This window comes from Salinimonas chungwhensis DSM 16280 (assembly GCF_000378185.1).
In the GTDB taxonomy this organism is placed as follows: domain Bacteria; phylum Pseudomonadota; class Gammaproteobacteria; order Enterobacterales; family Alteromonadaceae; genus Alteromonas; species Alteromonas chungwhensis.
Window position 1 is genome coordinate 1 of record NZ_KB899382.1, and the last position, 26925, is coordinate 26925.

General features: G+C 46.4%; 23 protein-coding genes. 3 read left to right on the forward strand and 20 right to left on the reverse strand.

Annotation, left to right across the window (positions count from 1 at the left end):
• Positions 1-238, forward strand: a 238-nt coding sequence (locus F458_RS20930; RefSeq protein ID WP_211213196.1) for a hypothetical protein, incomplete at its 5' end; no start/stop codon positions are given.
• A 315-nt stretch (positions 239-553) separates the two neighbouring features.
• Here the strand turns inward: F458_RS20930 and F458_RS0111470 are convergent.
• The 3 genes from F458_RS0111470 to F458_RS0111480 form a co-directional block, all read right to left on the reverse strand.
• On the reverse strand, positions 554-754 hold the full coding sequence (locus F458_RS0111470; protein WP_018983571.1) for a hypothetical protein: 201 nt from the start codon (positions 752-754) through the stop codon (positions 554-556).
• 143 nt (positions 755-897) lie between these two features.
• Entirely contained in the window at positions 898-3264 is a 2367-nt protein-coding gene (locus F458_RS0111475; RefSeq protein ID WP_018983572.1) for a DNA polymerase II, read from the reverse strand.
• Positions 3251-5185 (reverse strand): tetratricopeptide repeat-containing diguanylate cyclase, encoded by a 1935-nt coding sequence (locus F458_RS0111480; RefSeq protein ID WP_018983573.1) that lies wholly within the window; start codon positions 5183-5185, stop codon positions 3251-3253. Before F458_RS0111480 ends, F458_RS0111475 begins: the two co-directional genes overlap by 14 nt.
• A gap of 199 nt (positions 5186-5384) precedes the next feature.
• Here F458_RS0111480 and F458_RS0111485 point away from each other — a divergent pair, with 199 nt between their 5' ends.
• Positions 5385-6404 carry a patatin-like phospholipase family protein gene (locus F458_RS0111485; protein WP_018983574.1) on the forward strand — a complete coding sequence of 340 codons (1020 nt, stop codon included), beginning with the start codon at positions 5385-5387 and terminating at the stop codon, positions 6402-6404.
• A 160-nt stretch (positions 6405-6564) separates the two neighbouring features.
• Here F458_RS0111485 and F458_RS0111490 read toward each other — a convergent pair whose 3' ends face one another.
• The 16 genes from F458_RS0111490 to F458_RS0111565 all read right to left on the reverse strand — a co-directional run bounded on the left by F458_RS0111490 (position 6565) and on the right by F458_RS0111565 (position 24497).
• Positions 6565-7074 (reverse strand): Ig-like domain-containing protein, encoded by a 510-nt coding sequence (locus F458_RS0111490; RefSeq protein ID WP_018983575.1) that lies wholly within the window; start codon positions 7072-7074, stop codon positions 6565-6567.
• 9 nt (positions 7075-7083) lie between these two features.
• The gene (locus tag F458_RS0111495) at positions 7084-8670 is read right to left on the reverse strand and encodes a DUF4331 domain-containing protein (protein ID WP_018983576.1); all 1587 of its coding nucleotides are present in this window, start codon (positions 8668-8670) and stop codon (positions 7084-7086) included.
• A gap of 243 nt (positions 8671-8913) precedes the next feature.
• A complete protein-coding gene (locus F458_RS0111500) occupies positions 8914-9606 on the reverse strand; it encodes an anti-sigma factor (protein ID WP_018983577.1) in 693 nt (230 codons plus the stop codon).
• Positions 9603-10124: a sigma-70 family RNA polymerase sigma factor gene (locus F458_RS0111505; RefSeq protein WP_018983578.1), complete on the reverse strand. Its 522-nt coding sequence runs from the start codon at positions 10122-10124 to the stop codon at positions 9603-9605. The genes F458_RS0111500 and F458_RS0111505 overlap by 4 nt, the downstream gene beginning before the upstream one ends.
• 358 nt (positions 10125-10482) lie before the next feature.
• Entirely contained in the window at positions 10483-11526 is a 1044-nt protein-coding gene (locus F458_RS0111510; RefSeq protein ID WP_018983579.1) for a protein-glutamate methylesterase/protein-glutamine glutaminase, read from the reverse strand.
• The gene (gene cheD / locus F458_RS0111515; RefSeq protein WP_018983580.1) at positions 11523-12149 is read right to left on the reverse strand and encodes a chemoreceptor glutamine deamidase CheD; all 627 of its coding nucleotides are present in this window, start codon (positions 12147-12149) and stop codon (positions 11523-11525) included. The genes F458_RS0111510 and cheD overlap by 4 nt, the downstream gene beginning before the upstream one ends.
• Complete coding sequence (locus F458_RS0111520) at positions 12142-13017, reverse strand: CheR family methyltransferase (protein ID WP_018983581.1); 876 nt, start codon at positions 13015-13017, stop codon at positions 12142-12144. Before F458_RS0111520 ends, cheD begins: the two co-directional genes overlap by 8 nt.
• Complete coding sequence (locus tag F458_RS0111525) at positions 12998-15169, reverse strand: methyl-accepting chemotaxis protein (RefSeq protein WP_018983582.1); 2172 nt, start codon at positions 15167-15169, stop codon at positions 12998-13000. The genes F458_RS0111520 and F458_RS0111525 overlap by 20 nt, the downstream gene beginning before the upstream one ends.
• Positions 15170-15664, reverse strand: a complete 495-nt coding sequence (locus tag F458_RS0111530; RefSeq protein WP_018983583.1) for a chemotaxis protein CheW — start codon at positions 15662-15664, stop codon at positions 15170-15172.
• On the reverse strand, positions 15661-17526 hold the full coding sequence (locus F458_RS0111535) for a chemotaxis protein CheA (RefSeq protein ID WP_018983584.1): 1866 nt from the start codon (positions 17524-17526) through the stop codon (positions 15661-15663). Before F458_RS0111535 ends, F458_RS0111530 begins: the two co-directional genes overlap by 4 nt.
• A 13-nt stretch (positions 17527-17539) precedes the next feature.
• Positions 17540-17905: a response regulator gene (locus F458_RS0111540; RefSeq protein WP_018983585.1), complete on the reverse strand. Its 366-nt coding sequence runs from the start codon at positions 17903-17905 to the stop codon at positions 17540-17542.
• Positions 17906-17953: 48 nt separating this feature from the next.
• Entirely contained in the window at positions 17954-19231 is a 1278-nt protein-coding gene (locus tag F458_RS0111545) for a methyl-accepting chemotaxis protein (protein ID WP_018983586.1), read from the reverse strand.
• 167 nt (positions 19232-19398) lie between these two features.
• On the reverse strand, positions 19399-20151 hold the full coding sequence (locus tag F458_RS0111550) for an endonuclease/exonuclease/phosphatase family protein (protein ID WP_018983587.1): 753 nt from the start codon (positions 20149-20151) through the stop codon (positions 19399-19401).
• A complete protein-coding gene (locus F458_RS0111555; protein ID WP_018983588.1) occupies positions 20139-22325 on the reverse strand; it encodes a VTT domain-containing protein in 2187 nt (728 codons plus the stop codon). Before F458_RS0111555 ends, F458_RS0111550 begins: the two co-directional genes overlap by 13 nt.
• 257 nt (positions 22326-22582) lie before the next feature.
• On the reverse strand, positions 22583-23419 hold the full coding sequence (locus tag F458_RS0111560) for a DUF4198 domain-containing protein (RefSeq protein WP_018983589.1): 837 nt from the start codon (positions 23417-23419) through the stop codon (positions 22583-22585).
• 4 nt (positions 23420-23423) lie between these two features.
• The gene (locus tag F458_RS0111565) at positions 23424-24497 is read right to left on the reverse strand and encodes a PepSY-associated TM helix domain-containing protein (RefSeq protein WP_026294645.1); all 1074 of its coding nucleotides are present in this window, start codon (positions 24495-24497) and stop codon (positions 23424-23426) included.
• Between the two features lie 204 nt (positions 24498-24701).
• Between F458_RS0111565 and F458_RS0111570 the strand changes: the two genes are divergently transcribed.
• Positions 24702-25616: a LysR family transcriptional regulator gene (locus tag F458_RS0111570; protein WP_018983591.1), complete on the forward strand. Its 915-nt coding sequence runs from the start codon at positions 24702-24704 to the stop codon at positions 25614-25616.
• A gap of 60 nt (positions 25617-25676) precedes the next feature.
• On the opposite strand, the gene F458_RS0111575 is transcribed toward F458_RS0111570, so the two are convergent.
• Complete coding sequence (locus F458_RS0111575; RefSeq protein ID WP_018983592.1) at positions 25677-26276, reverse strand: porin family protein; 600 nt, start codon at positions 26274-26276, stop codon at positions 25677-25679.
• Positions 26277-26925: the final 649 nt, after the last annotated feature.

The window sequence follows — 26925 nt, forward strand, 5'->3', positions numbered from 1 at the left end:
TAGGTTTATTTGGCTATTGCGGATAGCCCTTTTACTCAGAAGCGCACTGGCGTGCTCACCCCACGGGAAACCTAACCCATCGGGTAACCGCAAGCACGGTTATCTGCACAACAATCAGGTAACAACCCGTCCCTGGTGTAGCCACCAGTCGCGCCCTCCATGGCGCGCCGCTTCGGTTGCTGCGAATGTTTGTGACATTCGGTCAACCTACGCCCAGTGTGGGTCCAACCCCATGTGACAACGTGGTTGGCAGAGTAGCACACTGTCCCTTGCCGGCTACGGCGCTTCCGTTGATGAAGAAGCCCTTGTCGGAATACAGGGACTTTTTTATTGCGTATAAGAAATGTCGCTGCAGTGAGTGTATGTAGCGAAAGGGGGAGCGCATTTATGAGATATAATTTGCGCGACTGGTTCTGCACTGATAAACCAATCCTGCGCAGAAAAGTCGGTAAACCTAAGCCCAGCGGTGGACTAATAGATCCCTGGTGTAGTGCTACTATCCGAAAACCATCGTAATTAAAAGGCTTCGAAGTTAGACAACAGTATATTGTATTTAATGCATGGCTATTCTCTTGCGCGCAGATTTTTTGATAACACTGTTGAGATACAGACCTACTTCAACAGCAACAAATAAAATGCTCGCGGCAACGATGATCTGTGGCTTTGCTATGTATTCAAAAACAAAAAGCAGTAGGCTTACCATAATGGTAATGAGAGTGATACCGGAATGAATTTCCAGACTCCATTTTTGCATTGCTTAGCTTTCCTTATATCTTTTAATGGTATCTACTACCTGTGGCGCCGAGCTTAATCTTACTGACAGGTTACTGATCTTCTGACAGTTTATTACTACATTTAACTTGTTTTTGTTTAGCATATTATTGATAATTTTTGTTATCAAAATAAATCCAATTGTTGCTCTGCGATTTTATCAAAAGACACATCAGTATAGGGCAAGATGCTTTCAGCAATTGGCCTGATCTGCTTATCAATATAGTGTTCATAATCAAGTGGCGCATCCTGATGTTCTATCGACTGGGGGCCATTTTGAGTCATCACGTATTTGATAATTTTCGAATTATATGTCACAACTTTGCCTGAAATTTTTTGCTCTGCGGCCAGTGCGTGTTGCGCCGCTTTTACGTGGGGCGGCCGGGAACGGGTATAGTTCTCTAAAGGCTTGCGTAGTCGTTTTTGATAGACCAGTTGACTATCCCACCGACCCTGTCGAATTTTAAGTAGCGTATTACTAATGAACTGTTCAGTCGGCTGTGACTTGAACACTTTAAGATATAGCTTTTCCTGAAAGCGCTTAGCCAGTGGGGTCCAATCAGATCTTACATTCTCCAGTCCTTTAAATATAAGTTCTTCATCGCCGTCTCGGTAAACTAATCCGGCATAACGCTTTTTGCTCCCAGTGGCGCTCCCGCGGATTGTCGGCATGAAAAATCTGTCAAAGCAGGTTTCAAATTCCAATTCTAAATAACAATGCAGATTTAATTCTGTGGTAAGCCTTTTCTGCCATTTTTTATTGAGCTCTGCCTGCAATTGCTTACCGGCTTCTATGGCGAAACTCCGGTCTATTGCTTGGGGCAGGCTTACAAATAGTGAGTCTGTATCTCCATAGATTACCTCAACGCCACTTTCTTCTGCCCACTGTGCGGTAATTTGCATAATTTCATGACCCCGCAACGTTATTGAACTGGCCAGCCGTGGATCGTAAAAAGGACAGCCCCCGCTGCCTAACACGCCATAGAATGAGTTCATTAATATCTTTATGGCCTGAGAGCGTGGTTGATCTCCGGCCTTTTTGGCTTCGTCTCGCTGGCGCCACAAATTTGCAATAATCTCTGGTAAAAAGTGTTCGGTACGGGAAAAACAAGCCCCTTTGAAGCCCGGTATCGCTTCTTTCGGAGCTTTTAAACCTTCTGCAAGACCCAGCGGATCAATCTTGAATGTGCGAATAATAGAGGGATACAGACTTTTGAAATCCAGCACTAGGACAAAGTTATACAATCCCGGCTTTGAATTCATCACATAACCGCCTGGCGAAGCGAGCCCGCCGTCTGCAGGACGGATACCACTGACATATCCTTTGCGGTGGAGGCGCGGTAAATATACATTGATGAACGCCGCTACAGAGCCCCCCGGCCGCGATAATTCAAGACCTGTAAGCGTGCTGCGTAAGACTAAAAAATCGACAAGTCTGGTTTGCTCAGCAATCCGGTTAACCAACCGGCAGTCGCGGAAATTATATTCAGCCAACACCTCCGGTTTTTGTTCATACAACGTCTTGATGGCGTTGAGCTGATCATTTTCTTTTATTAGTTTACCGGCGCCCAGAAGACTCGCTGCAACATGGTCCAGCCCAAAGCTATCGAACTGATAGGTCATTGTCTTGAGTGCTTCGATGCCGTCTATAATACTTCTTCCGGGCAACTCAACCAGCGTTTGACCATCTTTCCAGCTTTTTACCCGCAAAAGGTTACCTGCGCGCCCCAGTCTAAGGGAAACACCCAACTCCTCAGCACGTTTGGTCAGAACTGAACAATCAAACTGCTTAATATTCCAGCCTATTATAATGTCGGGATCAGCAGCTTGCACCAGTTCGCACAGGCGAATCAGTAAGCTTTGTTCATCAGCAACGGTTTCAAGGAAGAACTCATCACTGCGATGGGTGACATGTTTATTATAGACAAGCACAACGCGTCTGAGGTTGTTACCATCAAGTCCCAGCGAATACAGGCGACCATTTTCATCACATTCGATATCCAAACTAAGAGAAGACAAAGCAGGCCGATAGTCTACACCCTTGACCTGCGCATCGGTTATTACGCCATCCTTTATGATGCCTTTATAGCTCACACTGCCATACGCAAAGCGTTCCATTAGAAAACGCTCAGTCAGCTTAATATCACTTTCAAAAAGCGTTATAGCCTGCGCTGAAAATAAACGTCTTAACTTGGCGATAGCATTTTCTCGTTTTACACGCAGCAGCGATAAAACACGCTGCTCAAGTGTTTTCAAGTTTGTTTTTTCTATAGATACCGGTAAGTGGTACTGGGTAATCAGATCACGAGCGCGTGATTCGTCATTCCTCAAGATGAAACATACATTAGTCTGCGGTGGTGACATCAAACAAACCGGCCCTGCTTCTGTGGCCAGCCATAATTCAACATGATCCTGGTTGTGCTGACGCACTAATCTGCGGCTTAGAATATGACCTTTGCCATACCGTAGCTGAGAAGAATTATGCTGAGTCATTATCATCAGGTGAAGGACCTAATGGGTAAAGCTTAATCTGATCACGACCTGATTTTTTTGCATCGTAGAGCGCCTCGTCTGCCTTAGCAATGAGCGTAGAGATATCTTGTGAGTACTGACCGCTGACCAGGCCAACAGAAACAGAAAGCGAAATAGATTCGCGGCCTATAGTCGCTGGTATTTGTTTAACTGCTAAGGAGAAGCGGGATAATAATTTACAGGCATCTTCTGTAGAGGTGTGAGGAAAGGTAAACAAAAACTCTTCACCACCAACACGCCCAAGTATATCGGTTCCCCGGAACGTCCGGCGAGCTAACGAGGCAAATCCTTTTAAAATATCATCTCCTGCCTGATGCCCATATGTATCGTTAATTTGTTTAAAGTAGTCCAAATCCAGGATTGCTATACTAATTTCATCGTCGTGACGATGAGCAAGATTCAGTTGCTGTTCCATGTCCTGCATGGTTTTGCGGCGGGTCAGCAAGCCGGTAAGGCCATCGTGATTAGCCAAATTCTCCAGTCGGTTTTGATGCTTCCTGCTAATGCGGTACTGCCAAAATAAGAGCAGACTAATGATCACCAGCAAGGTAACGACAAGTGCGGTATAACGCTGCCTTTCCCGTTGCTGATCAAGCTCTGTTTGTTGCCGGAGATTTTGCTCTTGCAGTAAGGCATTGCGATCTCGCTGCTGTTCAGTGTCGAAAGCCGATTTTAGTTTAATAAGGCGCTGACTGTTTTGCTCTTTGCGAAATGTTCTTTCATCTTCGAGCATATTAAGCAACAAATGATAGGCCTCTTCATAATCCTTCAGCGCGGCCAACGCTTCAGCTTTGAGATAATTAATCTGAATTTTATGAGGAAGAAAAGCATCTCCTACCGCAATGCGCTTGGCTGCCTGAATAAGAAAAAGCGCCCGCTCGTTGTTGGTTTCAATCAGTGCTATACGAGCCTGGAGTAGTAAAACACCAACTTGCTGATATGGATTATTGGCTTCCTGGAAAAGATTCAGCGCATCATCCAGATAGTCTTCTGCCTCACTGAGTTGACCGGCCTTAATCAGCTGCTCAGAGATTTGCTGGTAGCTGTACGCTGCACCCTGAATATCTCTGATATCAAGGGCCAGTCGGGCTGACTCGATCAGTAATTTGAGGCCGACCTCGGTATGACTGAGTTTCAAATGGCTGCGACCCAGGCCAAATAGCGTGTTTGCCAGCTCGAGGCGTCTGTTGGACTTACGATAGTATATCTGGGCCTGTTCAAAATACGGTATCGCGAGTGAGGGTTCATCTCTGTATTCATACACAAGAGCTATCATGCCGCTAAAATCCTCTGGCGCGATATCCAACAACTTTGTTTCGGCCAGACGATAACCTTTTTGAAAATTAGACAATGCCTCATCGGTCTCACTTAGTGTCAGGCTCATATAACCGGCCACACTATATGCATACGCTAACAAATTATATGACTGATGGTTTTTGGCCCATTGAATCGCGTCAGCGACCTGCTTTTCCCCCTGACGAGCACGCCCCAGCCCCTTCAATGCCTCAGCACTGGCAAGCTGCATATAATGATATCGTTTTGGTTGCCTGATTTGATCCGTATGGAATAAACCCTCCCGGGCCGCAGCAAGTGCTTTGTCGTGAAGCATTAATGAGGAATAGGCCCGGCTTATTACGTAGTAAAGGCTGGCCGAGGTCTCTTTATCATTACGTGGACTGACCTTCGGCAGAATATCATCCAGTACCTGTTGAGGATTATCACGAACGCGTTCCAGATAAGACATGATAGGTTGTGACCAGTCTGGTTCAGGGGCATTTTGCGCAGCGTAGGAGGCAAAAGAGAGAAAACAGCCCATTGATAAAATTAAGGTTGTTAGCAACACTCGGCAGACCAGAGTGGCCCAGCCGCTATAAAAATTCAAAATATCTGCTCATCAATGGCATGGTTTACATAGTGCTATAATAAATTGGGCGTTTGCGCCAAACAATGCTTAGGTTGCATTAGTAGTAATTGAAGTTCATTCGTAGGTCTGAAAATTCATTTGAACTCGCCATAAGTTCAGTTGACTTACTGCAACACCAGCTTAACGTAATATCTGGCAAGCGAGAGTAGGAGAAATTATGGGAAAGCTAATACTGACGCTGGATGGTGGTGGGATAAGAGGCGCTGCTTCCACTGAATTTTTGCACAAAGTCGAGTCAAAACTTAAAGCCAGACACGGGGTAGCGTTGCGTGATTGTGTGGATTATTTTGCCGGTACCAGTACCGGTGCCATTATCGCGTTAGCGCTGGCTACCACAGATATGCCTGTGGAGCGCATCAATCGGTTGTACAATCATCGCAGCGGCCGAGAGGTATTTCAGCGAAATCGCGGCTTTTTTGAAATAGATGGTATCAATGCTCCCAAGTACGAAGGCGCAGGAAAAACCCGCTTTCTCAGGCGCTGGTTCCAGGATGCCACCTTAGCATCGGCGGCTGAAAAAGCGCGCCACGTACTAACTGTGACCTTTGCTGTGGAACGACACCAGCCGCTGGTTTTAAAAAGCCATCATCCGGATCATGCAGCATTGAAAAGCTCTGCTGTGGCAGATGCGACATCAGCGGCACCTACTTATTTTCCCAGTCGCCCGGTAAATTTAGGCCCTGCGGCCTCACAATCGTGGTTAATAGATGGTGGCGTGGTGGCAAATAACCCAACATTATGTGCTATTGCTGAGGCGCAACATCTCTGGCCTGATCTTGCTAAAAAAGATCTGCGAGTGCTATCAATTGGCACGGGCAAACGTACCAGAAAAATCAACGGGCCAGCCACAACGCAATGGGGCGCCTTTCAGTGGATACGCCAGGGTCAGATTATAGATGTACTTTCAGATGAGCAGCTTGTGGCCTATCAGGCGAAGTCATTGGTTACAGAGGGTAATTATATTCGTGTTAACGCCAGCATGTGCGCGCAACCAGGTCTGAAAAGTCCACCAGATGATGCCATGGATGACTACAGTAAAGATAATATTGCCTTACTTAAGCAGATGGGGGATTTCTGGTTTAAACAGTATGGCGAGGCGACCATTGCTTTGCTACTTAATCACTATCAGGGACGGTCTTTGGATGCCATAGATCCTGCTACCGGTGAGCCGGGCTAAAAAGCGACTTAATCAAGACAGTTTACTTTCGAAAAATGGTAATAACTGATTGAAGCTAACGGCTGTTAGACATGATAAAGGAGCAATGCAGAGATTCTAAAATAAAGGTAAAAGCAGCAGGCTAAAAATAAAACGGGCCATCCATGGCCCGGCGGTTTGGTTATTGATCGATTAAATCGTTAAACGCATCGGGATCCTCGACATCCTGTTGGAACTCACGACCGTTAACAGGTAGTGGTTCGTCAGTGGGCGCCTGATTAAAGGCAGCACGCACGTAACTCGATACCGCTACTTGCTCGGCTTCGATAGTAATCGTAATGGTTGCTGCAACCGGGTCGTTAACACCATCACTCACAGTGAAAGTGAAACTATCCTCTCCGGTGGCTTCCTCAGATGGTGTATAAGTAAAACTTCCATCATCTGATAACTCTAAAGCACCCCGCGCAGGCTCTTCACCTACAGCATAGGTCAGCTCATCACCATCAGCATCAGATGCTGTGAGTTCTTCCGAGAAAGCAGTATCTACCTGCGTAGTGAAGCTTTCAGAAATAGGCTCTGGTGCAACATTTTCTTGATCCGGCATTCCATCGTTATCATCGTCATCATCAAAACAACCTGATAACGATAATGTAAGGGGAAGTGCCAGTAAAAGTGATAATCTCTTTTGCATAATGTCTCCTTACTCAGCTGAGCCAGAGATTGGCGTCGTCAGATAAGGGAAGCTGTTATCAAACATTGAAGCGTCTACAGGCGCGCCGTCAGTAAAGGGTACATTACCAACTGCAGCATCTTCCGGCGCACAAAGTCCAAGATCTGTATCTTCGCCATTAACCGGAACCGGATAGCATAAGCGTCCCATTACAACCCGCAGCGCAATATCTACTACATCATCACCAGGGCGACGGCCATTTGGAAAACCGGCCAGATCGTCTCCGGCTACACCAAATGCAGACTGCTGATCAGCTGGAACAGCAGGGATGCCTGTGTTTAATCGCAGCATTTCAGACGGTGTCACAGTAGATTGCTGATTTACACCTTCAAAACCGGTTAAAAATGCAGTAACGAGGTCATTACGCGGGAAATTTGTCGGTGCTAATGTATCTAGCTCTGTGCCCAGCGTTTGATTCACCGGATCCAGGAACAGAATACTTAATAGTTCTGGCAGCACGGGATTAGTTACATAATCCGCAAACTGGCCATCGCCAGCCGGTTCTGAAGATGAAAATTTATCTTTATCACCTATACCAATTACCAGTTCATTGACCAAAGGACTACCCAAACGGGAAACCTGTGTCATCGCACCGCCTGATACTGCTGGTTTTTCGAACGTCGCATTGGGGTTTAAAATACGAGCCTGCGGTAAGCTAGCAGTGGTCCATCCACCAATTACGCCATTACCGTCACCAGTTACACACGAAGCGGGAACTTCTACCGCAATTGACGTGACGTTCTTATCAATCAGATCGTCATTGGCGCTATCCTGAGTGATGCCTCCAGGGAAACCACCTTCATCACCAGCACCTGGTGCACTGTCACCTTCTACAGGAACATAGTTTACCAAATCAAAGGTATCACCAAGGTTTACCACGAACGGGTCTTTACGCTGTCCAACAAAAACACGACCCTGGGTGTCACAACCGTCAATGGAAAACATATAGACAAATTGATTCGCGTACTCGCTATATCCTTCGGGGCTGCCGAATGTTTTATCGCCAATATAATCTAATGGTTTTTTGAATGTGTCACCGTTAGCCGGCATAAGTGATGTTCTGGTGCCTGTGCGCATGTCACCCGAAATCATTTCAATCTCATAGGTTTCCATAAAATTAGCTGCAGAGGCGTCACTGGCAGAAACCGGTCCGACATTTTTCAAGGGCACCTTAATCATCTTTTGATCGCCTTCCGGTCCGACCGGAAGGGCAATACCTTCGCCGTCAGCAGCCAGCATTTTGTCGAAGCTAAATGCAAAACTGATGTCTTCCACCGCATCGCCATCGTTATCTATGTGAATAACATATTCAGCTGAAGGGTCCATTGGGAAGTAGTTTGGACCGCCATAAGGATCTTGTAAGGGAATATAATTGGCGATCATGGTCACGAAACCTTCTTTTCCTGACTCATAACTATTGAACATATAAAAATCAGTGGCATCCACAGCTGGCATTTGTGTCAACTGGGGCGCTTCCCGGTGACTTGATGCCTGGGCCGCTGATGAAATGACCAGGGCGCTGCTTACTGCTGCAGCCAGATAGGTAAATCTAAGCATACTCTTTCCTTTTCTTGCTTGATAATTAACCTAACCTTACGGGGCGAAGCTCGCTTTAGATGCAATTAAAGTTAACAATAAGATTAACTTTAATTAACAAATTGGGCGATTTCGTAGATATTCAAACGTAAACTTCGCTGGTGTTTACGAATAAAGCTTTTAATTTCGAGAATACGATTTGCGACTTATCGAGATGTACTGGGCACTTGCTGTTCCTTATTGAAACAGCAAGCGCACGCCGTTTTAAAGTGATGCCAGTGTAGTGGTAAATAAAACTTCGGCAGGAGAGCCGGTGCGCGAACCGCCTTTATCCTCTAAGCTCACCGCTAATGCTTTTACCGCATTTTTCACAATAAGCGGATGTAAGGGGCGCTGCCATATGCCTGATTGAGGGATCACGCCAAGCGAGACTGGCGCGGTTCCATCTTCGGGAATAACCCACAACTCATAATCTCTGGCGTTGCGGTTTTCAATATTGCCAGTGGCTTTCACGATAAGCTGATCATTTACCACTTCAATTAGCCACAGTGGCGCAGACTGCTCATTGTTGACCACAGCAATTTGAGAAGGGGTTACTTCCTGAGGTGAAGGCAGGCGGGTCCATAACAGTAGCGCCGCAATGAAGAAAGTCGCTGCAAGCCCGCCCCATAACCACCAGCCAGGCTTAGTCGAGGCCTTTGACGCGGGCACATTAGCTGTTCTGTCCAGGTCAATAGTGCGCCCGGCGATATTCTGCCAAACATGTTCAGACGGCGTCTGCCCGGGTAGTGATGTGGTTAGTGAGTTAAGCTGACGCTCCCAGTACCAGGTTGTGCGCGCCAGCGCTTCGTGTCGCATCATTAGTTTTCTAAAACGTTCTCTGGCAGGCCCTCGCAGGGTGCCAAGCACATATTCAGCCGCCAGTGCATGGCGTCTTTCCCGATTTAAATAATTCATAATGAAAGGCACCGCATTAAGTTTTTCAGCCCCCGGCGAATCCAGCTTTTTACCGTTCCCAGCGGACTTTCCAAATGATTTTTTACTTCCTCATGAGACAACCCATGAAAGTAAGCCAGCGAAATGGCCTGACGTTGTTCATGGTCCAAATCTTCAATACACTGGTGAAGTTTGCGCTGGTCATCACCTCTAAGCGGCGCATCTGAAATGCTGATTTCACCGTCAAGGGACTGCTCCGGGCGGGCTTTTTTGTATCGAATACTGTCCAGTGCACGATAGCGGGCGATACTGACCATCCAGGTTAATACCGTGCCCCGGCCCCGGTGATAGCTGTCTGCGTGTTGCCAGATCTGTACGTAAGCATCCTGCAACGCTTCCTCAGCCAAATCACGGCGTCGTAACATTTTCAAAACGACAGCAAAAAGATGGTCACTGGTGTGCTCATATAATGTGGCAAATGCTGCTTTTTCGCCGCGGCTGACATCATATAAAAGCGGGAGGAGTTCTTCTTGTTCCATTTATTGTAAGGCCTTCATGCTGGCGCTTGCTGTGTTTTCCCTGCGGGACACAGCAAGTATAAGGATATGTTATGAGTACCTTTTTAACACGAGTAAGGTTCAGGTGCTAATTGTCACCAGGGACTTGTGGTGGACTATGGGTGCTGAAGAGCGATGGAATACAATGCGACATTTATCAGCGCCTGCACGGGTAAGATTGCAAAAAGGTATCTAGTCATAAAAAACAACGTTCAGGTTTAACTACTGTTGGAAAATGAGAGTCTTTATTAAAAGCCGTTAACATGTCTTTGGCGAACAAAAGTGTAACTGAGTAATATGTAGTCCCGATGCTGTAAGCCCAAAAAAAGCCTGACAGGCACTATACCCTTGAGCCCGCGTTCGTCGCCTCCAGGTAACGTATAATAGCTGCCGGGATCTGCTGAAGACTGAGGACCTCGCTGGCTGCGTTAAGCGCAATGGCTGCTTTTGGCATACCAAACACCACACAGGTTTCCTCATTTTGACAAATAGTGTGCGCGCCTTGTTTATGTAACGCCTGGAGCCCACGGGCGCCGTCTTTGCCCATTCCGGTCAGTAATATACCCACCGCATTGTGCGCAGCATGCTTATTGACGGCCTCAAACATGACATCTACCGATGGCTTATGGCCACTCACCCGGCCTGAGTCGAGCAGGGCAGTTCGGTAGTCAGCGCCACTTTTCTCGATAATCAGATGTTTGTCGCCAGGCGCAAGATATACAGTACCTGGTAATAGACGTTCGTTACCTGCAGCCTCACGAACTTTGACACGGCTGCAGTTGTCCAGTCGTCGGGCAAAATTTTTGGTAAAACCGGGCGGCATGTGCTGGGTAATAATTGTCGCTGGTGCATTAGCAGGCAGCGCTTCAATAATGTATTTGATGGCTTCTGTCCCACCCGTTGAGGCGCCGATGGCGATAATTTTTTCGGTACTGGTGTAATGAGTAGGTAGCACGGTGGTTACTGGTGGAGGCGGTTTGATTCGTCTTGCTGTGGCTGCAGCATATATTTTCTCGGCAATGAGCGACTGGTACTCTTCAATACCTTTGGCAATATCAATTTTGGGTTTGGGAATAAAGTCAACGGCGCCCAGCGCCAGCGCGCGCAGCGTTGCATCCGCTCCGGCTTCGGTTAAGGTAGAAATCATTACTACCGGTGTAGGGCGGGATTGCATAAGAACTTCTAAAAAACGCAATCCGTCAACTTTAGGCATCTCAATATCCAGCGTAATGACATCCGGAGCCTGTTCAATAACCATCTTTTTTGCTACATAGGCATCCGGGGCCACACCTGCCAATGAAAGGCCGGGCGTTTGGTGGATAATCTCTGCTAGCAATTGACGGATGAGGGCTGAATCATCCACCACCAGCACCTTAATCGTCATTGCGGTTCCACGTTAAAAAAATCAAAGGTAGTGCGCAAATGCTGCTCTTTGAGTTTGCGCTGGTAGATAGACTCACGATCGATGATTGTCGTATTCTGCAGTCGTTTAATTTTCTTAACTCTCACTTGGCCTGATTCTGGAAGAAAATAAATTTTACGCGGATAGTCGCCTAATAAATCTTTGGCTCTCACCGGGATGTGCTCTGTGCGCAGATAGTCAATAACAAACTCGGCGTTCTTTTCGCCCACACAGGAATGAGAAAGTTTACTCATTACATTGCCGCCACCAAATACTTTTGCCTGGATGTGACGCCTGTCAGCCCCCAATCTGATCATATCGTTAATCAGCAGCTCCATAGCATGCATGCCGTAACGCGCCGGGCCGCCATGGCCGTGGTTATCGCCTGGATAATCACAGGGTAATAAAAAATGATTCATACCATGGACTTTGTTCTTGCAGTCCTGAAGGCACGCGGCCACGCAAGATCCTAAAACCGTCACAATCATAGTGGCTGTGTTTGAGGCAAAATATTCGCCGGGCAAAATTTTAACCGCCTGACGCTCGAACCGCTTGTCAAAATAGGTGTTCAGTCCGGACAGGCGTTCTCGGGCAGGTTCAGCCATTAGACTTCCGTTTTACTGGCTGATAAGTGGTATGCCCAAGCGGTTGGACTAAATGTGGTGCCATTGAAAAGTTTTCGGAATGTCCGGCGATGTACAAGCCTCGCTCAGGTAATAACGTCACCATTTTTTCTAAAAGGCGTAGCTGGGTCTGCTTGTCAAAGTAGATCATCACATTGCGACAAAAAATAATATCAACCTGTTTAGGTAACGGCCATTGAGGCGCAGTCAGATTAATCTGGCGAAAATCCACCATGGCTCTGAGTTCAGGGACAATGCGTACTCTGCCTTTGTTGTTATCCCGCCCACGGTGCAGAAAATGTTTACACTGCTGCACTGATAAATGCTGGCTCACCTGTGCCGGATAAACACCTTGGCGAGCTTTATCGAGCATGTTGCTGTCGATATCTGACGCGATGATTTTTACCGGTGTTTTGAAGCTCCCAAAGTGCTCGGCCACGGTCATCGCTATTGAATAGGGCTCCTCGCCTGAACTACTGGCGGCGCACCAGATGGTTTTTACGCCCGGAGTTGCTGCCAGATATTCAGACAAAATTGCAAAATGATGGGGCTCGCGAAAAAATGACGTCAGATTTGTCGTCAACGCATTTATAAAATGCTGCTGTTCGCGGGGCGTACGTTTCAGATAGTCTAGATAATCAGTAAAACTTCGCTGTTTTAATGTTCTCAGTCGCCTGACCAGGCGACTGTAAACCATGGCGTCTTTCGTATCCGCCAGGCGGATCCCGGCGATACGGTAGAGCGTTTGCCGCACACTGTTAAAATCATCAGGGCTATAGGCAAACTCGGTGGCAACAGCACACGCCGGTGTACCGTTGCCATCGATACCATCAGAAACTTTCCCATTCATCTTCTTCAGGCGCCGATGTTTTTAGTTGTGCAAGTTTATTGACGGGTTTCTCAACGCTTCTGGCGGTTGATTTTGGTAACGCTCTGGGGACCGCCGCCAGTTTGATATCATCTTCTTGCTCATCGGTTAGCTTAAAAGTGGCTACCCGTTCGGCAAGCTGTTCTGATTGTTGTTGCATACTTTCGGCAGCCGCAGCGGCTTCTTCCACCAAGGCAGCATTTTGCTGGGTCATTTCATCCATTTGTGACACGGCTTTACTGATTTCGTCAATGCCGGTGGCTTGTTCGGCTGATGCTGCGGCAATTTCAGTCATGATATCATTGACTCTTTTGATCGATGTCACCACATTACCCATGGTCTCACCTGACTCATTGACCAGGGTGTTACCCGAAGCTATTTTTGCCACCGAGCCGGAGATCAACTCTTTGATATCTTTTGCCGCACCCGCTGAACGCTGGGCGAGGGTACGTACTTCTGAGGCGACCACAGCAAATCCACGACCTTGCTCTCCAGCCCGCGCAGCTTCCACCGCAGCGTTTAGTGCCAGAATATTGGTTTGGAACGCGATCCCATCAATCACCCCAATAATGTCAGAGATTTGCTGGGCCGATTCATTAATACTGGCCATGGTTTCGACCACTTCCTGAATAACTTTTCCGCCTTTAACTGCAATCTCAGACGCCTGCGACGCAAGTGAACTGGCTTGTTCAGCGTTTTCAGCATTGAGTCGTACAGTGCCGGTAAGCTGCTCCATGCTTGATGCTGTTTCTTCCAGGCTGGACGCTTGCTGTTCTGTGCGACTCGACAGGTCGGCGTTACCACTGGCAATTTCGCTGGATGCTGAATTAATAGTTTCAACCGCTGTATTGATGCGATTGACGGTATTGCGTAAATCTCTGATGAAATGATTAATAGCTGAACCGAGAACCTGAAATTCTCCTTCCAGTTCATGGTTAATTTCACAGGTTAAATCACCCTTTGCCAACTGGCCCATTACTGCTTTGATATCATAAATAGCGGTAGTTCGGGCAGTGACATCCGTTGCGTATTTTACTACTCGGAAAGGGTCGCCATTTTGGTCGAAGATGGGGTTGTAGGACGCCTGAATCCAAACTTCTTTTCCGTTTTTGCCGATACGTCGATACTCGCCTGACTGGTACTGACCTTTGTTAAGTCCTTCCCAGAAGGTGCGATAATCAATGCTATTACGGGTTTCACTGTCGACAAACATACTATGATGTTTGCCTTTGATATCTTTTAACGCGTAGCCGGTGACACTTAAAAAGTTCTCATTGGCATCAAGTATCATGCCGTCCATGTCAAACTCGATCACTGCCTGGGACTTACTAATAGCGGCAATCTGGCCTTCAAAGTAGGCGTTTTTCAACTTATCCGCAGTAATATCAATGGCAAACTCAACCACCTTTACCACACTGCCTTTGGTATCAAGAATAGGATTATAAGATGACTGCAGCCAGATTTCTTCACCAGATTGTGTAATGCGCTTAAACTCACCGGATTTGCGTTCGCCTTTGCTTAGCGCTTTCCAGAAAGCCTGATAACGTTCCGGCGTACGATCTTTGCCATCTAACAAAATGCTATGGGGCTTGCCTAATACATCGTCTTTAGCGTAGCCAGTTAATACAGAGAAGTTGTCATTGCAGTCAACAAATTCACCGTCTACCGTATATTCAGCAAGCGCCTGGGCATTACTTAAGGCAGTAAGCATTCCGCTTTTCACCAGTAATTCGGTTTGATCAACCCATTCGACCATGGTTCCAATATTTTCATTATTGTGGTCGAGCATCGGATTGAGGGTGAGCTTAAAATTCAGACTACCTACTGTTATAGAAGAAACCATTGGCTCTTTCAGTGAAGCGAGAGTGTCACGCTGATGGGCCGGGTGGCGATGGAACTGGTCTATATTCTGCCCCACAAGATTGTCGGCGGAAAAGTTGGGCAGGGCTTTTTGAAGTTCGTCTTCATTTTCTTTAAGAAGACGCTGAACGGCCTTATTGGCATAAATAATATTACGGTCTTTATCCGCCATCATTATACAGGTGGTTGTGGCTTCCAGTGACTGTTCAATGCGCAGCATTTGTAATTGCTGAGCTTTGATAGCTTCGGCTTTAAATAGATTAAACATTCCCATTTATAAATCCCCGGTTTGATTATGGGTGTCAAAGAGGCCCAGTTCGCTACTGGATATCAGGTGCTCAATATTTACTAAAATCACCATGTTTTCTTCAACAGAGGCTAAACCTTGCAGATATCTGCTATCGAATGCCACGCCAAACTCGGGTGGCGGTCTGATTTCGTCATCGTTAAGCCGGATAACATCCGACACGCCGTCCACTACAATACCTACAATGCGATCCAGCACGTTGAGCATGATGACAATAGTGAACTCGTTATAAACAGGGGCGCCGACATTAAACTTAATGCGCAGGTCGATAATAGGTACGATATCGCCACGCAGATTGAGAACCCCTTTGATAAAGTCCGGCGCATTGGCAATTTTTGTCACTGGCTCATAGCCTCTGATTTCTTTTACCGCGCTTATGTCCAGAGCGTAATGTTCTTCGCCCAAAACAAAGCTCAAAAATTCGTTTTTTGTTTGAAAGTGTGTTTGCTCTGCTGCACTCATGCCAGCATTTCCTCCTGGTAAGCGGGGCGACACTGATAAGCGATAGCATCTGCATCCAAAATCATGGCAACCTTGCCATCGCCCATAATAGTGGCGCCGGAAATCCCCGGAACTTTACGGTAGTGCTGCTCCAGGCTTTTAATGACGACCTGTTGCTGTCCCAGTAAATTGTCAACTAAAATACCGAATTGCTGTTTGCCGCTTTGCAGTAAAACAACAATCCCCTCAGTAGGATCGGTAACGGCATCATCCACATCCATAAGCTCATGGATGGCTACCAGAGGCCAATACTGATCCCGAATATGTAAAAGAGTGTCACTGCCTAATCGCTTAAGCTGGGCGCTGGCAGGTTGAATGGATTCGATGATGTTGACCAGAGGCACCACGAAGATTTGATCCCCAATAGCGACAGTGATTCCATCCACAATCGCCAGTGTCAGGGGAAGATGAATATAAAACGCAGAGCCGCTGCCGGCTCTGGATTCAATGTCGATGCGTCCACCGAGCGCTTCAATATTACGCTTTACCACATCCATACCTACGCCACGACCAGAGACATCTGTGACTTGCGCTGCGGTGGAAAAACCAGGCTCGAAGATCAGTGGCCAAACATCTTCGTCCGGCATATCGTGGCTAGCCACCAGCCCGTTTTCACTGGCTTTCTCCAGAATGCGCTGACGATCAAGACCGGCGCCATCATCAATGATACTGATAACAATGTTGCCGCCTTTTTGTTCAGCCCGAAGAATCACGGTGCCAGACGCAGCTTTACCAGACTGTTCTCTGATGTCAGGAAGCTCAATACCGTGATCAATACTGTTTCTGACTAAATGCGTAAGCGGGTCCACCAGCTTTTCAATCATGCATTTATCAATTTCTGTGGCGCCGCCTTCAATCTTCAGCTCCACCTTCTTGGCAAGCCGAGAGGCTAGATCTCTGACGACCCGCGGAAAGCGGTTGAAGGTCATATTAATCGGCAGCATACGCATCGACATTGCAGATTCCTGGATCTCCCGGGTATTGCGCTGAAGCTCGGCAATCGCCGATTGCAGTTTCTCTCCCAATGCGCCTTCAATTTGCTCACCAATCAGAGAAAGCATGGATTGGGTGATAACCAGCTCACCAACCTGGTTTACCAGCGCATCAATCTTACCGGTATTAACACGAATAGATGAGGAGGACTTATGGCTTGCGTTGTTATTGACTGAGTTTGCAGTGCCTTTCGGCGCAGTACTGTCAGAGTCAGATACGCCACGGGGTGCCTCTACCTGATTGGTTTTTTGCGTATTGAAAAAGCCAAACTCGTTGTTATTTGGTTCAGCGCCGGCATTGCTAGCCTGCGCAGACTCTGTTTCGGTATCGAAGAAGCCGAAATCGTCTGTATCTGCGTTTGCACTGACGTAATCTTCGTCATCAAAAAATCCAAAATCATCATCGTCAGGTTTTTCAGAGTCTTGCTGCGCGGCGGCAGGCTGACCAGCTAACACGTGTTCCAGCTTTTTTTTTCCCGTTTCAATTAGCGTCTCTGGAAGGGGATCCTGATCCCGGTATGCATCCAGAATTTGCTTAAGGATATCTACTGTTTCAAGGAGTAAATCCACAGTGCTGGTATCGATGTGAAAAGTGCCAGTTCTGGCCTTGTCCAGTAAATTTTCCAGAACATGAGTGACTTCTCCTAGCGCAGAAAAGCCAAATATACCGCTGCCGCCTTTGATTGAATGAGCTGCACGAAAAATACTATTAAGTTGCTCATGATCAGGTGATTGCACATTAAGCGCCATCAGCAACTGTTCCATCGTATCCAGGTGTTCCTGACTTTCCTCAAAAAACACACCGTGAAACTGCTCAATATCAATAGACATAGCAAGTAAGGCCCTAACTTAAAACTTTACTGGTCACAGTAAGTAATTTATTCGGATCAAACGGCTTGACCATCCAGCCGGTAGCGCCGGCCGCTTTTCCCTGAGTTTTCATGCTGTCACCTGCCTCTGTGGTAAGAACCACGATAGGCGTACTGGTGTAGGCACTCATTTTGCGCAGCTCGCGAATCAGGGTAAGACCATCCATGCGAGGCATATTCTGGTCAGTAAGGACAAAATCGAAACGATTAAACTTGCACTGTTCAAGTGCGTCCTGTCCATCCTGCGCTGTCGTCACGTCGTAACCTGCTGACTTAAGCGTCATCTCTACGACCTGACGAATAGAGGCAGAATCATCAACTGCAAGGATTTTTTTACTCATTAGTGTTTCTCGTGTTTCGGATTAACGTTAAAGACATGGAAGCAAGGTTTAGAAAAATTCTACGTCTCCGGCCTCTACGCTGGTGGCAGAGACGGGGTTGTGACCAGGGCGCCCACGCTCGGATATTCTGGCTTGATAATCATTAAGGTGTTGGGCTATAGCTTCGGGTGAATCAGCCGCATTTAAAGCGTCAGTTATGCTGTGCAGAACTTCTTTTGTGTAGTCAATATTCTGCTGATTGATATCACCAAACTGTAAGCCGCGAATCGTATTACTTAACGCGATGTCTAGCTGCCGGCCAACTGCTTCCAGCGCCTGGGTGGTTTTTGTATCGTTTTGCGCTTTGGCAATAATCCTATCGAGTTCTGTCTGAATAGTCTGTTTAGCGTGCGCCATGTAACTGGTGTCCTGAGAAGCCAGCTCACGCACATTTTTAGTCAGCTCGTCGATCAAGGCACTCATGCTTTCAATCTGTTTTTTTATAACGTCACTAAACTGGGTAGAGCGATTTGACAGGGCCCGTACTTCATCGGCTACAACCGCGAAGCCTCTGCCGGCTTCACCGGCTCGGGCTGCTTCAATAGCTGCGTTGAGAGCCAGCAAATTGGTTTGGGATGAAATGTCATCAATGTCGCCCAGTGCCTTCATGACTGTTGGCATGGTTTCATGCACAACATTGACCTTTTCGAGAATTGTACTGGTCCCGGTTGAGATAGTTTCTGTCGACGCTAGAAATTGCTCAAGGGAGCGTTCCGTATTGTCGGCAAATGTCTGCATACGGCTTGCGTACATTTCTTCAGAATCACTGTCGGTGTGGATCAGATTCTGAATACAGCTGTTTTGCTCATCAACCATAGTGCGTAACGTTGCAAAAGAGCCGCTTAGCGTCGTCATTGCACTAGACTGTGTGCTTATTACATCATTGAGATTATTCTCACAGGTGGTGATAATTTCACTGAGTGAGTGTTTCAGCGGCTCGACGTCACAGTTTGTGCTCTCTGGAATAGGCGCATCAATATACTCTGTCTGGACAGCGTTGCGTGCGGCTATAAAGCCTAACGAGGCCAGGCCGCTTATCATTCCGGTAAGCAGGATTGCACTGTAGTGATGACCAAAGTGCATCAATAAACCGCCAGCAGCCATACCTGCCAGTGGCAGTAACCAAATCAGAGAGGAAAAAGGAAAAGAACCGCTTGCGTGAATATTTACAGTGTTACCACTTGCCATGTTGATACCTGTTAGGCGCTGCGCCTGTGTGTGCGTCCAATTTTGCGAAAACCTAGCTTCAATGCTGTACTGCTCACCGGAGCCGGCGGCAGTTTCCATAAAGTTATAGACAAGATTTTTCGGAATGAAAGGAAAAAAATAAAAAAAATAAAATTTTTTTTCAGACGTTTTTTTGACACTTTTAAAATTCTATAACTATCAGATATATATAGAAAAGTTGTCAAAAAATTGACAGGTGTGAAGATGGCTGCAGAAGGCGGAACCGCTTATGCGGAGGCGCGGTTCCTCTCTTCAAAAAATGTCGGCATCTTCTTTTTTTCGGGGAGTTCTATATCTACCTGGACAGGCAAGTGATCAGATAAAATACGAGTATTAGTATTCTTGAGTTTTTTGATCCGCTTTACCCGAATATCATCAGTTGTCCATATTCTGTCTAGAGAAAACAGAGGAAACTGACTGGGAAAGGTAGCACCAACTGTATGATGGTTCAGGGTCTTATTCAGTTGTTTAAAAGCAGATGTGAAAAACTGCCACTCATTGAAATCTCCGCCCAGAATAAGAGGGGTGGGGTGGCTTTGCAGACGAGCAGCAATATATTCATGAAGGAGCGCAAACTGTGAGCGCCGTTCGTGCTTTTTCAATCCCTTGTGTGTATTAACCACCGTCAACGGCCCATCCGGTGTATCGATAACAACAGCCTGGATGTTCCGGGGCTGAAAACCATCCTGACTTACATCCAGTGTCTCATTACTTATCACTGGAAACCGGGTAAGCACAGCGTTTCCGTACCATCCATTGTCCTCGCTAAGTGCCGGGGACGGGACCAGGTGATAAACGTTTGCTGCACAAATATCATGGATATCCTGAGTAACACTTCGTTCAGCTGGTCGCGTGTCCATTTCCTGCAACAGCACGATATCAGCATCGCGCTGTGCGAGATAATTGCCTATTCGACGATAATCATGCTTTTTGTCTCTGCCTACCCCACTATGAATGTTGTAACTGATTATGCGACACATTCTTCCGCCTTCGCTTTATTTTTCTGTTTGCGTTCCTGATACCAGCGAGCAAATTTTTGTGAGCCCCATATCATCATACCCCACAAAATAATGCCGCCAGCAAGATAGGAAATAGTTTCAGGTGATGGGTTACGGAATATCTGAGTTATGGAGTCACCCACAAGACCTTTTGCAATCATTGGAGGGAACATGCCCAAAAAAGTGCCCATCAAAAACTGAAATAACCCGATTGAAGATATACCAGCAACCAGATTAACCAAACTGAATGGCGCGATAGGAAGCATACGGATAGCTGCGACACCGACAATGCCACTGCTTTTTAATTTCTGATCGACAGCTTCAACTTTAGGGCCACCAATTTTCTTTAAACCAGCATTACCCAGCAATTTACCAACACCAAACATGGTCGCAGAGCTTAACAAAGCGCCGAGGATACCGTAAACAGGCCCCCAGATTGGCCCGAATACGGCCGCCACTGCAATGGAAAGCACAGTGACCGGGAAAAAGAGTATGCCGCCTACAAGATAAACCAGCAACACAGTTGGCAGGGCAAAATAGGTACCCCGGCTTTCCTCAAGAAATGCATTTATACTATCAGCACTTAACCAGGAAATTGACTGACTGGCCCAAAACATTAACCCACCTAAAATGGCGATAATCAGTACACCCAACCCAACCATAATTGTCCGACGGCGCGGGTTTTTGACGGGCATTGACGTACCGTCCATAGTCGGCATCGCAATAAGTGGTTCTTCAGGATCCGATAAGCTTCTAAAAAGGTTGTCCGAAGAGGGCTCGGTAAATATTTCATCATTGACCTGCGTAAGCACATAACCATGCGCCAGCTGTCCTTCCATCAAGGCTCTGGCAGGATTGTCACCTTTCATAAGTTGCGCTGTGGCGGCCACTTCGCGCCCGCTGTGCTCAGCCAGCAGGTCATCACGCACCCGGGCAATCTGCTGCGAGTTATGTTCGTCATTGCCAAAATAAACTGTATCTATCTCAGTATCCAGCGTCATTGAGCGGTTACTCAGATTTGATGAACCAATGACCAGATATTTTTCATCAATTGTCATCACTTTAGAATGGATACGTTTATAAGCAGCACGACCCTTTTCATCTGTAATCGACGAATAGGTCATAATTACGCGGTTCGGGTCTATGTCTTTAAACAGAATGTTTTTAAATTCAATACGGCTTGCCCAGAATGCCTCACACTCAAAACGACCTTTTGGTTCGTAGGAGCTGACCACTACCACGTTAAGTTCAGGGCACGTTTTTAGACGTTTATTGAGCGCCTCGGCAATTTCCTGACGGCTGGTAAACTGGTTTTCAATGTAAATCACACGCTCTGCCTGATTGATTAGGTCCAGCAGCATGTTTCTGACTTCCTGCACGGGCTCAACTTCATCCATAAACGGAATAGTGCGAGCCAGAGCACAATCTACATTTTCAAACCACGGATCATAATGGTCAGGCCATGCATCAGGGATACCATCGCTAAGGCCAACTCGGGCATCTTCACGAAAATCGATGGGGTTGGATTCTGCCACACGTAGCCAACGCCACCTCACCAGTTCAGAAAACTCTTTTACCAGTGGGCCGCTGTAAACTGCCTGCACATCGTGCAGGGGACCATACTCGCCATCAGGGCCATCCCGCTCTTCGGAAACAACCGGGTGATCGCGGGTATCCCAACGGTTAGTTGAAACATCCATACCACCGGAAAACACCACCTCGTCATCGATAATAACAATTTTCTGATGCTGGCTGCCGCCCATTGGGATTGTATCGTCTAATACTGTCTCGACATTGTCTGGCGTATTTTCATCCCAGACTTCTTTCGCCCACATTTCCCGCTGAGCAAAAAATGCTAATGAAGAGTCCCACCGTAACAGGTACACCCTCAAATCGGGATTCTGCTCTGCTTTCCAGGCAAGTAAATCACTGATAACTGAAGGTGCTTCTGAATTCGCTTCTTCTTCCCCACGAATCAGGCGAATCCGGCTGTCAATATCCCACCCGACGATAAAGATAGAATGTTTAGCCTTTACAATCGACGAGTGCAATGCTCTGTAGTAATTGGCACAGTCAATCAGCGGGGTCGCGTGGCTCGCTTTACTGCTTACCCAACAGTTCTCTCCCTGTTTGAAAATCGACGCGGTTGTCGACATGACGCCTCCTGACTTTATACGACGCTTAAATAAAATAATAACGTATACTGCAAAAATCGCTCCATTAATAAAAAAGTGCTATATTTTTTCAAATTATTGTTTAGTAAGTGTTTTTTTGTGTTCTCAGGAGAGTGGGAGACAATCAATATATAGAGATAAGTCAAAGTGTACAGGTGCTTTGTACAATTTACTCAGGCACCTGATCATTGGAATCGGTATCTGTGCAGACGGCACCGAAACTGCACAGATTTTTCGTTCTAAAGAGGTAATACTTCAAGCACTACGACATAATTACCACGTCGCTCACTGGCAGGGGGCTGAGCATTCTTATCTTCATAAGTGGCTTCGAGCCAATACATTCCCGGTTTATCGAAAGTGATTTCAACTTTTCCTGATTTATCCGCGGTGTAAGTCTCAGCAGTGTTGGTATCACGATAACGAGCGTTTTCCCTTACCAGGGTAACTGATGTGCCCTTTGCGGGCTGGCCATCAAAGGTGAATGTTAGCTCATTGGGTTCAGCGGTATACAAATCGTTGGGGTGGCCGAGAAACGACATTGTCAGGCCAGTTGCATCATCACTTTCAGAGATGTCACTGGGCGCGCCCAGAGTAACAAACGTTTCTAACCTGCGAGAGTAATCAACGACATTTAACCCTTTAGCATCCATAGGCACCGCCGCCATCAGCGCTTCTTTGGTCCCCGTTTTTCCTCGTTCAGGCCACCTTACCCGGTCACCGTTTTCATCTTCCCATGATGCCATAAGTGAGCGACTGCTATTAACCACCCGGTATGTTCCTTCTTGCTGCATATGTAAGTCGAACACACTTCGGTATTTCAGCTTTGCAGCATTTTGCACGGAGATTTCATCGCCTCCCGGGGCGATAGCAGTTAGCTGCTCAAGGGGGTAGGCATAGTGATCAGGATTGAAAATATCGTTAGCGATGGCCGCATCGAAAGTTACCCAGGCTTCATCGCCTGATACGACTGTGGTATTAGGTTTAACCCAAACCCGGTGAGCTGAAGCGTTGGTGCTTAATAGCGCCAGAGTACCGGCAAGGGCAAGCAAACGCTGTTTTTTTGATATTAAGTTCAAAATGTTAAGGCTCCGTTTTAAGTGTGATTGTACCAAGTTCCTGGCGGCCGCTGCGAGTTAACTGAACAGGTGATGAGAAAGGGAGTTGCAGGGGAATTTTTACCAGTTCCCGGCCCCCCAGCTCTCTGGCAGCTTCCACGAATATGAAATAATCGCCAGCTGGGAAGCGTGTAAGCTGGTTCATATAGGGTGACAAATTGACAGTGAAAGAACCCGGAGGGCGTGTGGCTCCGCTAACGCCATCGATGGGTAAGGTGGCGAAACGGCCAGCTCTGCGCCACCAAAGGCGTAAATCCTTAAGCCACTTTTCCCCTTTACTGTTGGCCATCCGACCATCGTACAGCACCTTGATATTCATAAGTTTTTGATGACGTGTATCAGCAAGCCAAATAGCCAGGTAAGGATTGTGATATTCCGCCACATCTTGACGCTGGATCTGAACCGTTAGCTCAGATTCTGCTGCACTGGCAGTGGTGCTGATAAACAACATCAGGGCCGGCAGACCTATACCAGCGAACACGAGTGGCCAGGTGGACTGACGGCCTTTTGCGTAACGCTTAAGTAGCCATAACCCAGTAGCAGCAAAAATTAACGTAGCCACTGAGAACAGATCTAAAAACATTTGCCACCAAAAGCCAGTGTTGCGGCCCTTGTGTAAATCGTTAAAAAAAGCAATCCAGCCACCGGAGACTGATTCCTGATACATTGTTCCGGTTTCAAGATCCAGACTGAACCAACGCTGCGTAGCTGGCTGGGCGTATTTGCCGTAAAGCTCATATTCACTCCATTGGAGCTCAAAATTATTGAGATCCAACCCGGTATGGGCATCCATCCATTTTTCAAAGCTCAGTGGCAACGTTTTACTGTTTCTCGATCGGTTTACCGTTTTAAGCAACGGTGCTGGTAATGTTTTCTCCACACTCTGAACAGAGGCTTTAGATTCGACGAAGTCGGCATGATTAAGGGTTATTCCTGTCACCGCAAACATAAGCAGTCCCGCTAAGCATATTGCAGAGCTTATCCAGTGCCATGATCGGATATCCCCCCATAAGCTTTTCCTCTTTCTGTTACGTCCCATCGAATATGCTCCCAGGCTGGATAAAACAGTCGGTATTACTATGCAACTTTATTGGCAGCGTAAAAGCTATTGAAAAAAATGCCGTCATAAAATGGCTCAAGCCCTCTGAAATGTAAATGATATCTATTCGCATTGATGGTAAGGTTAGAGCCTGTATGAGAGCAACGTTTAAATGCTTAAAGGTTCAGTAAGGAATGCTTAAACATGAACAATAAATTGACAAAAGCGCTGCGTGTGCTGGCTAAAACGGTGGAAACCGGAAGTATGAGTCAGGCTGCACTGCAACTTAATATGACTGCGTCTGCCGTATCGCAGCAGATCTCTAAACTTGAGCAGGATGCCGGTCTGTCTTTATTCAATCGTAGTACGCGAAAACAGACACTTACTGAAGCCGGGCAAATTTATTACAGCTCTGCTAAGCAACTGCTGGCTACAGCTGAAGAAGCGCAACGCCAGCTTGAACGTTTACAGCACACGCCGAGTGGTCAGCTAAAGCTAATCGCGCCGATTGGCTTTGGGGGGGGGTTGCTGAGTCATCCTATCAAGCAGCTAATCGAAGAGTTTGGCGAAATCAATATCGATCTGACCCTTACCGACGATCCTGTAGATGTAATTGCCTCTGGAACTGATCTTGCGATTTGTATTGGTCCTTTGACATCCTCTAATCTCATTGCCCGGCACCTGGCAAGATGGAACTTGGTGATGTGTGTCAGTCATAAACATGTGTTGGCTGGCGCCGTTATAAATCATCCGGATCAGTTGCGTGATTTTACCTACGTAGGACATACCAGCGTCAGCCGACGATATAATGAGTTATCGCATGCAGCGTCCGGTCAGTCGTTTGAACTGGAGCCACCGCGAGTTCGGGTTAACAATATGCAGGCAGTTATTCAGCTTACCCTAGACGGATTTGGTTACGGGCTATTACCAGAGCCGGAAGTCCGTGAGCATTTGAAAAGAGGCAGGTTGATTAATTTGCTGCCAGAATGGCAAATGGGAAGTTATGATGTTTATGCTGTTACGCCACAGCGCGATAGCATAGCGGCGAAAACTCAGGCGGCTATCGCTAATTTGCGCCAGTGGTTCGATAATGTATCAAAAGAAGCCTTAACGGTCTGATGAATCAAAGAAAGGCCCTGCATCGGGCCATTCTCTGATAATAGTGCCAGGTAGCCGATCTTAGAAACGATATTCGATACCCAGGCTGGCTTGCTTCAGATCTGTTTCAAAATCGGTATCGCTGAAGTTTTCACTTAGCTCATCAGTGTCCAATTCCGTATCATAGATTGTGTATTCAGCATTTATGCTCAGGTTACGGGTTATGGCATAGTTTACGCCTGCTCCGATAAACAGGCTTTCGTCATCAAAGCTGCCGCCAAATTCACCTACAGCATAATCACTTTCCCACCATAACTGACCGCCTTTTACAAATAGGGCAATGTTTTCACTAACTGGAAGCATTCCCTTAATTGCCGCGGTGTAGCCGTCTGTATCCGCATTGGCCATTGACGAACCGTAGTCACCGAAATCAACATAACTGCCTTCAACAGCAATATAACGATTAAAACGATAGCCAATCAGTCCTTGCCATACATCATTGTCATCATCAAAATCATCCTCACCATCGACTTTAAGATAACCATAGTTGCCGCCAACGTACACGCCCTGATGGGCCTGCAGGGTATTATCCGTCACCTGTGCCATCGCCTGGCTCGCACTTAAGCCGGTAGCAAATAATACGGCTGATAACGTCATTGAAAGTTGTGTTGACTTTTTCATCACTAAATCCTCATTTCACAATCAAAGTTAAGAATTTACCCATCAAAAAACAAAAACCTCAAATAAATGATGATTGAATGCTTTTGCAAAATGATAAGTTTTATTCAATGTATTCCTGCCAAATACCATCAAATACTGTGCCGAGTATAGTTGATTTAATAATAATCAAAACTTGCTTAAAAAGTGATAAATACTAACCATTAAGTATTATATTTCGTGTATTACATTCCCATTAACATTAATTTTACTGAATTTATTTCATATTAATAATGTAATAAATTCTAATAGCTATAACTTAAGTTGCTATGTCGTCAGCTATCTCATGGCTCTACGCCTATATCGCGGCAGATTAATTTAAACAGGCTCTGCAGCAGCGCTTTATAGAAAAAATTAACTAATAGTGAGTTAATATCCTCCTCGTAATCTCTTAATTTTAATAATACAAATCTTAAAAGTTTAAAGTTTAATCATTTTAGTTTTTTCTTAACTTTTATAAGCAATTGAAATTAGGCGTCAAAAAAACAAATTAATAAATTTTATACAAATAATTGAGTTTTATATCGATGAGTTATTAAAATATTCAAGAACCAATCAATACTATAAAAATAAATTAAATAAGGTCTGCACAATTTACGAACAGGCTAAATAA

Bases quoted from the DNA above. Each gene is read 5' to 3' on its own strand.
- F458_RS0111530 (WP_018983583.1), bottom strand. From the start codon at position 15,664: ATGAGTGCAGCAGAGCAAACACACTTTCAAACAAAAAACGAATTTTTG.
- F458_RS0111510 (WP_018983579.1), bottom strand. From the start codon at position 11,526: ATGACGATTAAGGTGCTGGTGGTGGATGATTCAGCCCTCATCCGTCAA.
- F458_RS0111490 (WP_018983575.1), bottom strand. From the start codon at position 7,074: ATGCAAAAGAGATTATCACTTTTACTGGCACTTCCCCTTACATTATCG.
- F458_RS0111550 (WP_018983587.1), bottom strand. From the start codon at position 20,151: ATGTGTCGCATAATCAGTTACAACATTCATAGTGGGGTAGGCAGAGAC.
- F458_RS0111535 (WP_018983584.1), bottom strand. From the start codon at position 17,526: ATGTCTATTGATATTGAGCAGTTTCACGGTGTGTTTTTTGAGGAAAGT.
- F458_RS0111545 (WP_018983586.1), bottom strand. From the start codon at position 19,231: ATGGAAACTGCCGCCGGCTCCGGTGAGCAGTACAGCATTGAAGCTAGG.
- F458_RS0111565 (WP_026294645.1), bottom strand. From the start codon at position 24,497: ATGGGACGTAACAGAAAGAGGAAAAGCTTATGGGGGGATATCCGATCA.
- F458_RS0111575 (WP_018983592.1), bottom strand. From the start codon at position 26,276: ATGAAAAAGTCAACACAACTTTCAATGACGTTATCAGCCGTATTATTT.
- F458_RS0111520 (WP_018983581.1), bottom strand. From the start codon at position 13,017: ATGAATGGGAAAGTTTCTGATGGTATCGATGGCAACGGTACACCGGCG.
- F458_RS0111525 (WP_018983582.1), bottom strand. From the start codon at position 15,169: ATGGGAATGTTTAATCTATTTAAAGCCGAAGCTATCAAAGCTCAGCAA.
- F458_RS0111555 (WP_018983588.1), bottom strand. From the start codon at position 22,325: ATGTCGACAACCGCGTCGATTTTCAAACAGGGAGAGAACTGTTGGGTA.
- F458_RS0111570 (WP_018983591.1), top strand. From the start codon at position 24,702: ATGAACAATAAATTGACAAAAGCGCTGCGTGTGCTGGCTAAAACGGTG.
- F458_RS0111475 (WP_018983572.1), bottom strand. From the start codon at position 3,264: ATGACTCAGCATAATTCTTCTCAGCTACGGTATGGCAAAGGTCATATT.
- F458_RS0111495 (WP_018983576.1), bottom strand. From the start codon at position 8,670: ATGCTTAGATTTACCTATCTGGCTGCAGCAGTAAGCAGCGCCCTGGTC.
- F458_RS0111500 (WP_018983577.1), bottom strand. From the start codon at position 9,606: ATGAATTATTTAAATCGGGAAAGACGCCATGCACTGGCGGCTGAATAT.
- F458_RS0111505 (WP_018983578.1), bottom strand. From the start codon at position 10,124: ATGGAACAAGAAGAACTCCTCCCGCTTTTATATGATGTCAGCCGCGGC.
- F458_RS0111540 (WP_018983585.1), bottom strand. From the start codon at position 17,905: ATGAGTAAAAAAATCCTTGCAGTTGATGATTCTGCCTCTATTCGTCAG.
- F458_RS0111470 (WP_018983571.1), bottom strand. From the start codon at position 754: ATGCAAAAATGGAGTCTGGAAATTCATTCCGGTATCACTCTCATTACC.
- cheD (WP_018983580.1), bottom strand. From the start codon at position 12,149: ATGGCTGAACCTGCCCGAGAACGCCTGTCCGGACTGAACACCTATTTT.
- F458_RS0111485 (WP_018983574.1), top strand. From the start codon at position 5,385: ATGGGAAAGCTAATACTGACGCTGGATGGTGGTGGGATAAGAGGCGCT.